We start from the raw sequence: 7,951 nt of genomic DNA, 5'->3' as shown, positions 1-7,951 counted from the left end.
GCGGAGCAGCGTCAGGGCTGGTCTTGCCCATCACGATGAACATCTGGCACCGCTCGTCAGCAACTCCCGTGATCCACCACTTGCGACCGTTGATGACCCAGTCGCCCCCATCGCTCACGATCGAGGTCTCGATGTTCGTGGCGTCCGACGAGGCGACGTCCGGCTCGGTCATGTCGAACGCCGACCGGATCGTCCCGTCGAGGAGTGGCTCGAGCCACTGCGTCCGCTGTTCGGGGGTCGCGAAGAGCTCGAGCGTCTCCATGTTGCCCGTGTCCGGGGCCTGGCAGTTGATCGCCTCGGGCGCGAGGACCGGTGACCACCCAGAGATCTCGGCGATCGCTGCGTACTCGACGTTGGAGAGGCCGGAGTACTTGTGGTGGAAGAGATTCCAGAGTCCGCGCTCACGGGCAGACACCTTGAGGTCCTCCATGACCGCTGGATGGCTGTGGACCCCGTGCTCGGCCAGGTGCTCGGCCCACACCTTCTCGGCCGGGACCACCTCGTCCCGCATGAACTCCCACATCGACGAGCTCAGGCGCTCGGCTTCGGCGGACAGGGCGAAATCCATGGTTCAGCCTTTCTGAGGTGGTGCGCGAGGCGACGCATGGACCCGGCCGATCGGCCGGGTCCATGCTCGGGTCAGGGCTAGAGGGTGACGAAGACCGACTTCGGCTCGGTGACCGAGTGGTACCAGTCGAGGCCGAAGTCGCGACCGACACCCGACTGCTTGAACCCACCGAACGGCATGCGCGGGTCGAGCTGGAAGTAATTGTTGATCCAGACCGTGCCGGCCTTGATCGACTTCGCCACCGTGTGTGCGCGACGTAGGTCCTTGGTCCACACCGCAGCCGCCAGACCGTACTCGGTGTCGTTCGCGAGACGGATCGCCTCCTCCTCGTCATCGAAGGCGATGACGGACAACACTGGGCCGAAGATCTCCTCCCGGGCGATCCGCATGTTGTTGTGGACGCCGGTGAACACGGTCGGCTGCACGTAGTAGCCCGAGCCGCCGGTGGCCTCGCCACCGACCGCGACGACGGCACCCTCGTCCTTGCCCAGTGCCAGATACCCGGAGACCTTCTCGAACTGCTGCTGCGACGCGAGCGGACCGACCGCGGTGCCCGGGTCGAACGGATCACCTACCGACAGCTGGGACACAGCCGCCACCATGGCCTCGACGAAGCGGTCGTGGATGCCTCGTTGCACGAAGAGCCTGGTCCCGGCGAGGCACACCTGGCCGCTGATGGCCACGAAGCCGATGAGCGACGCGGAGACGGCCGCATCGAGGTCGGCGTCGTCGAACACGATGTTGGGCGACTTGCCGCCGAGCTCGAGCGAGACCCGCTTGAGATTGCTGACGGACGCCTGAAGGATCTTGCGACCGGTCGGCGTGGAGCCCGTGAACGAGATCTTGTCGATCCCGGGGTGCTCGGCGATCGCGCTTCCGGCGAGATGACCGAGGCCGGTGACGATGTTGATGACTCCCGGCGGCAGGCCTGCCTCGATGAGCAGCTCGCCCAGGCGGACTGCAGTCAGCGACGTCGACTCGGCCGGCTTGAGGATCAGGGTGTTGCCCGCCGCGAGGATCGGCGAGGACTTCCAGACGAAGTTGGTGATGGGCGAGTTCCACGGGATGATCGCGCCGCAGACACCGATCGGGTCGCGCAACGTATAGCTCAGCGACCCGGCAGCAGTCTGGGGCGTGTCCCCATGGATGTGCTCCGCCCCGGCCGCGAAGAAGCGCACCGTCTCGGCCGCGTCGCCGATCATGCCGGTGGCCGTCGCGAGAGTCATGCCGTTGTCGAGTGACTCGAGGTAGGCCAGCTCGTCGAGGTGCAGCTCGATGAGGTCCGCCCAGGCCCGCAGGATCTTGCCCCGCTCGAGCGGGCTCATCCCCGACCAGGGACCGCTCTCGAACGCCGCTCGCGCCGCGATGACGGCGAGGTCGACATCCTCCGAGCCACCACCGGCGACACGGGAGACGACCTTCTCGGTTGCCGGGTCGATGACATCGATCTCGTCACCGGAGACCGCGGCGACCCAGTGGCCGTCGATCAGCAGCCGGTGCGCCCCTCGGGCGAGGAAGGCCTCGGCTTCCGCGTTCTGGAAGTGTTCGTTGGTTGCGACCTGCAAATCCGACGCCATGTCAGTTCCTCTCAGTGCGATCGGCGCTCCGACCACTTTTTCTCTAATCGATGTTAGAACGATGTTACGAGGGTCACGCACATCCGTCAATATTGGCGCCAACATCTCCGGCGATAGTCAAGTCCGCGGGCGAGGAGTCGCGCATCAGGGCGACGGCCCGTCCCTCCATCAGCGACAGCGCTCTCACTGCGTCATTGAGATGCGTGCACCCGTGCACTCCCGGGAGGCGCGCCGCCACGTCGTCACGCAGCGCCAGCAGCGGCGTCCCGACCAACCCGGGCAGCCCGAGCATCGCCATGGGACATTCGCCGTACGGCAGGACGCGCGGATCGGCGTCGAGCAGTCGGAGCACGAGATCGTCCCGGCCGACTCGGGCCGTGACTCCGTACTGGTGGACGCCCGCCCGACCCGCAGACGGCTGCGTGGAGCTGTCCTGGAACATGGAGTCGATCACGACCTCGTCACCGGTCAGGAACACGTCCAGACGTCGGGCCCGTCGCAACGACATGTCTCGTCGCTCCGTGGGGCGGTGCCAGCCGTCCGGATCGTCCGGGTCGACGAGCTCGTCGACGTCTACAGACATGTGACGATCGTTGACCCCTCCGTCGGGCGCCAGCGCACTCGATCCGGGAGAGAAGCCCAGGCAGACGCCAGCCATCTGACGGCGCTCGGTCGAGCCCAGCAGGACACCCGTGTCCCCCTGCCCCCACAGGAACAACGCGTACGCCGCCACGATCCAGGCACCGGTCAGGTCGTCGAAGAGCTGCACGACCGGCGCACCCCGGGTCACGTCCGCAGACATGCGGTCGACCATGGCCCCCCTCACCTCGCGACCGACTCGCGCGCCCACCACCGCGGAGGCGCCCTCCACGGTGGGCGCATCGATGGCCACGACGCGGCGGTCGACGGGGTCGACGTCCACCGTCACCGACACGTGCTCCACGACAGAGAACCCGCCGACCTCGTCGGTCACGATGTCACGACCCACCCCTTCGAAACAGACGAGCCCGTCACGACCCTCGGGCCATGACACGTCCACGGACGTGGTGCGGCGGATGCTGCTGGGCCGGCGCGGAGGTGTTGCCCGGTCGTCGGCCATCGACTAGACGCCTCCGTGTGCTGCACTCAGGATGCGCGGCTGGGTCGCCTCCGTCGACGGCAGCACGGCCGCCACGCCTCCGCCTGCCATCACCACCACCCGGTCGCACATCTCCGACAGCTGCTCGACGTCCGCCGAGAAGATCGCCACTGCGCTACCGGCGTCAGCAGCGGCCGCCACAATGTCGAGGATGTCGCGACGCGCACCGGCATCGACGCCTTGCGTGGGCTCGTCGAGAAGCATGACCCGGGGCCCCGTCGACAGCCACTTGGCCATGACCATCTTCTGCTGGTTGCCACCGCTGAAGGAGTCCATGCGTCGCGAGGGGTCCAGGGGTCGCACTCCGAACTGCTCCATCAACGCCTTGGCGTCTGCCGCCTCGTCACGGATCCGCAGGGTCGGCCAGCGGAAGAACTTCTTGAGTCTCAGGAGGGAGAGGTTCTCCTGCGCGGTCCCCTCGAGCCAGACACCGTCCCGTTGACGGTTGCCGGGCACCACCGCGACACCGCGCCTCAGGAGCTCCTTCGGGTCGAGCCCCAGGATGTCCTTGCCATCCAGCTCGACCGAGCCCGCCGTCGACTCGAGGATTCCGGCGAGGAGGTACGGGACCTCCTGGAACCCCGAGCCGACGATGCCCGTCACTCCGACGACCTCTCCGGCGTGCAGGTCCAGAGTGAAGTTCTTGGTCTGACCTCCAGCGACTCCCTTGAAGCTCAGCAGGCGTTCGCGCTGGTTGTCACGAGGCTCGGGGTAGAAGCGCTCGAGGGAGCGTCCGAGCATCGCGGTGATGACGTCGTCGCGCACGACTCCTTCCACCCCGAAGGTATCGATGAGTCGTCCGTCGCGCAGGACCGCGATGGTGTCGCACGACTCGGTCACCTCGTCTAGGTGGTGGGAGATGAAGATGACGCCGGCACCGTTGTCGGCCGCACTTCTCATGAGGCGACGAACACGCAGTGAGTCCTCGTGTCCGAGGTACGCGGTCGGCTCGTCCAGGATCAACAGGTTGTGCTCCGAAGAGCCACGCAGCACCCGGATGGACCGTGCGATGGCGACTGCCGAGCGAACTGCGGGCTCCAAGGTCGACACCTGTTGGTGGATGTCGACGTCGACACCGAAGGCCGCGAGCAGGGACCGGCAGAGCTTCTCCTCCTCCCTGGTGCGGACCGGTCCGAGGACCCGTGCGCCGTACGACGAGGAGATGCCCAGGTTCTCCGCGACCGTCATGGACTCGACCAACCCGAGGTCCTGATGGATCACCGAGATGCCGAGCTCCTGCGGCTGCCTCACCGGGAGGTCGAGCTCCTCGCCGCCCATGTGGATGCTGCCGCTGTCAGGCGTGTGATAACCAGTGAGGATCTTGACCAGGGTCGACTTGCCTGACCCGTTCTCGCCGACCAGTCCGAGGATCTCGCCCTTGCGGACCTCGAGGTCGACGTCGCGCAGGACCCAGATCCCACCGAAATTCTTGCCGACCCCCCTCAGGGAGAGCAGGTCCCCGCCCACCTCGGACGTCATGCCCGACCCCGCCGGTTGGCGGCCAGCTTGGCGAACGTGATGGCTGCGATCAGGGCACACCCGTTGAAGAAGTTGGTGGCCCACTGGGTGGCACCGAAGAGCTGCAGACCGGCGATGCCGACCACCAGCAGGTACAGGCCGATCAGGGTGCCGATCGCGTTGAAGCGGCCGACGGCGATCGTCGTGGCACCGAGGAATGCCGCGGCGTACGGCTGCAACAGGTATTGGCCCGCGATCGACGTGTCGACCGCCCCGAAGCTGCCCGCCAGCAGGAAGCCGGCGAATCCGGAGATTGCTCCGCCGCTCATCAGCGCGATGGTGCGTATCCGCGTCACGGGCAGTCCCGCGAGCTTCGAGGCGTCCGGGCTACCACCGACGAACAGGAGGTAGCGCCCTGCAGGTGTGCGGTTGTAGACGTACCAGAGCACGACCACGAGGATCCACGCGAACCACGTCATCGACTGGATGCCGAGGACCTGGTGGGTCGCGATGTTGATGACGGGCTGCGAGACCCCCGTCAGGATCTCGCCACCGGAGATGGCCAGCGCAACACCCTCCAGCGCGGTCAGCGTGCCGAGGGTGACGACGAACCCGTCCAACCCGAGGCGGACGATCAGCGCAGCGTTGATGGCACCGACGACAGCGCCGACGCCGAGCGCGACGACCAGCGCAACGAACCACGGCGTGCCGTCAGCGGTCAGCTTGGCCACCAGGCCTGCGCTGACGATCATCGTGCCGGCGATCGACAGGTCGAAGCCACCGGCTCGCAGCGGGAGCGTGGCGGCCAGCGCGAGCACCAGCACGACCGCCGAGGAATTGACGATGGTCTTGGCGTTGCCCAGCGTTGGGAACGTGTCGGGAAGCAGGATCGAGAACGCCACGATCAGCAGTAACAGGGCGAAGACGACACCGTACTGCGCGACGATGCGCGCGACCGGACGCCCGCCGGCGCCGGCCGGAGCAGCATGCGCTGCCCCAGCCGGCGCCGAGGACGGGCTGACGGCCCCGACTCCGCTCCCGGCGGCCTTCTCGGTCATGTCGGATCGTGTGTTCATCAGTTGAGCCCCCACAGGGCGTTGAACTTGGCCTCGACGCCGTCGAACTGCGGGAAGATTTCCGCGTCCGACTTGCCGACGTTGGTCTCGTCGATGAAGCGCGTCGTGAGCTTCCAGTCGACGGCCTCGCCGCCGGTCATGGCTCGCAGGATCTGGTCCATGAACGCGTAGCCCTGGTAGGCCTGGGGCGGGATTGCCACGACGGCCTTGTGGATGCTCTTGCCACTGCGGATGCGCTCGAGCGACGCGGTGTCGCCACCCATCGAGGCAACCTTGACATCGGTACGGCCCGACTGCTGCACGGACGGAGCGATGAAGGTGACGGCTCCGTCGAGCAACGAGTAGATGTACTTCATGTTGGGGTCGCGTCGCAGCGCCTGCTGGGCCTCGGGACCGGCAATCGTCGCCAGCTTCGGGAGGTCGAGAGTGATGTAGTCACCCTTGCAGCTGCCGCCACATTCCTTGAGCTCTCCCAGCGCGGCATCGCGCTGCGCCTTGTGAGGCTGGAGCGCCGCATTTCCCATGATCGCCGTGTCGACGTCACACTTCGAGTCGGCCATCATCCACGCGGCGACCTCCTTGCCACCCTGCGCATAGTCGGCGGAGACGTGGCCGAAGAATCCCGACGCGGTGAGGTCCGTGCCGATGTTGCTGTTGTAGGTATCCACGACAGGGATGCCGGCCGCCTTCGCTTCCTTAACCTGCGCCTCGACCGCCGTCGTCGCAATGGCGAACAGGACGATGCCGTCTGCCTTCTGCGCGATGGCCTGCGAAACGGCGCCGACCGTCGTCGGGATGCTGCCATTACCGTTGACGACCTTGATGTTGATCCCGGCATCCTTGCCGGAAGCCTTGAAACCGTTCGTCACGGCGGTGACCAGCGGGGTGACAGTGCTCTGGATCATCCAGACCGTCTTCCCTTTCGCCTTCGACGCGTCGACCGGCTCGTCGGGCAGGAACGGGGTGACGTCGGCGCGGCCGGCGTCGACGATCTTCTTGGCGGCCGCGACGCATTCATCTGCGTTGCCCCCTGCCTGCGACGACCCATCGTCCGAGCCTGACCCACAGGCGGCCAGGACGGCCAGGCCGAGGACCGCTGAGAGGCCCCCTGCAACTGTCTTCTTCACAGCGTCTCTTTTCGTTGGGTGCCGGTCGGCGTCGCATCCAGCCCCGAGGAGGCGACGTCATCCGACGCACATGGAGGAGAGTCTGTCCGCGAACCTCGCCATGATGGCTTCCGCGGCTGCGTCAGTGTGACGCACGACACTCTTTCGAATTCATATTAGATCTTGGTCGACCCGCCGTCAACAGTTTTCTATGTTGGTTTAGACTTTTTGCAGCCAATCTTGACGGCAAAGTTTTCGTCGTGCTTGGATGGCGAGGCTCGGAGGAGCGAACCCCGGACGGGGTGGGCCTATCGAGGCGAGTCAGACCCTCCGGGCCGCCGACTCACAAGGAGCAAGCTCGATGACCGATGACTACCTGACAGCGTTCAAGACCGCTGAGCTCACGCTGGACGATGACGGAGTCCTGGTCATGAAGCTCCATTCCCGAGGGGCCTCGCTTGGGTGGAACGGGCTGCCCCATCGTGAGCTTCCGGAGGTGTTCGCGCGCGTCGCAGCCGACCGGAAGGTCCGAGCCGTCGTGCTGACCGGCACCGGCCAGAGCTTCATCGAGCTGATCGCCGAGTTCGAGGTCGGCATTGCCCAGGGCAAGGCAACCGCCGCCATGATGGACGATGGGCTCTTCGAGGGCAACCGCCTCCTGGACCACCTCCTGGCGATCGAGGTGCCGGTCATCGCGGCCGTCAACGGCCCGGTGGATGTGCATGCGGAGCTCGCACTTCTCTGCGACATCGTCATCTGCTCGGAGGACACCTACTTCCAGGACGCGGCGCACGTCCCCAGTGGCTTGGTCCCCGGCGACGGAGTGCAGGTGGTCTGGCCACTGCTCATCGGCTTCAACCGTGCTCGCTACTTCCTGCTGACCGGCGAGAAGATCGATGCGGCAGAGGCGCTCCGCCTTGGACTGGTCTCCGAGGTCCACCCGAAGGATGCGGTGCTGGCCCGCGCCCTCACCCATGCGCGCCGGCTCGCCGCGTGCAACCCCGTGTTCGCGCGCAACACCCGCCTCC

The 7,951-nt window shown here is 66.5% G+C and carries 7 protein-coding genes; 1 reads left to right on the top strand and 6 read right to left on the bottom strand.

The annotated features are described in order from the left end of the window. The 6 genes from JWQ91_RS16375 to JWQ91_RS16350 form a co-directional block, all read right to left on the bottom strand. On the bottom strand, window positions 1–568 hold a 568-nt coding region (locus tag JWQ91_RS16375; RefSeq protein WP_297786651.1), incomplete at its 3' end, for an acyl-CoA dehydrogenase family protein. 77 nt (window positions 569–645) lie between these two features. After that, on the bottom strand, window positions 646–2,145 hold the full coding sequence (locus tag JWQ91_RS16370; RefSeq protein ID WP_297786648.1) for an aldehyde dehydrogenase family protein: 1,500 nt from the start codon (window positions 2,143–2,145) through the stop codon (window positions 646–648). 73 nt (window positions 2,146–2,218) lie between these two features. Next, window positions 2,219–3,118: a DUF2889 domain-containing protein gene (locus JWQ91_RS16365; protein ID WP_297786645.1), complete on the bottom strand. Its 900-nt coding sequence runs from the start codon at window positions 3,116–3,118 to the stop codon at window positions 2,219–2,221. A gap of 129 nt (window positions 3,119–3,247) precedes the next feature. Further along, window positions 3,248–4,762 (bottom strand): sugar ABC transporter ATP-binding protein, encoded by a 1,515-nt coding sequence (locus JWQ91_RS16360; protein WP_297786641.1) that lies wholly within the window; start codon window positions 4,760–4,762, stop codon window positions 3,248–3,250. After that, window positions 4,759–5,799, bottom strand: a complete 1,041-nt coding sequence (locus tag JWQ91_RS16355) for an ABC transporter permease (RefSeq protein WP_297786638.1) — start codon at window positions 5,797–5,799, stop codon at window positions 4,759–4,761. The genes JWQ91_RS16360 and JWQ91_RS16355 overlap by 4 nt, the downstream gene beginning before the upstream one ends. Before the next feature lie 17 nt (window positions 5,800–5,816). Beyond that, window positions 5,817–6,944, bottom strand: a complete 1,128-nt coding sequence (locus JWQ91_RS16350; protein ID WP_297786634.1) for a sugar ABC transporter substrate-binding protein — start codon at window positions 6,942–6,944, stop codon at window positions 5,817–5,819. A gap of 340 nt (window positions 6,945–7,284) precedes the next feature. Here JWQ91_RS16350 and JWQ91_RS16345 point away from each other — a divergent pair. Continuing rightward, window positions 7,285–7,951, top strand: a 667-nt coding sequence (locus JWQ91_RS16345) for an enoyl-CoA hydratase/isomerase family protein (RefSeq protein WP_297786632.1), incomplete at its 3' end; no start/stop codon positions are given.

This window comes from Aeromicrobium sp. (genome assembly GCF_025965075.1).
GTDB lineage: Bacteria > Actinomycetota > Actinomycetes > Propionibacteriales > Nocardioidaceae > Aeromicrobium.
This window is presented reverse-complemented; position numbering and strand designations above follow the sequence as displayed.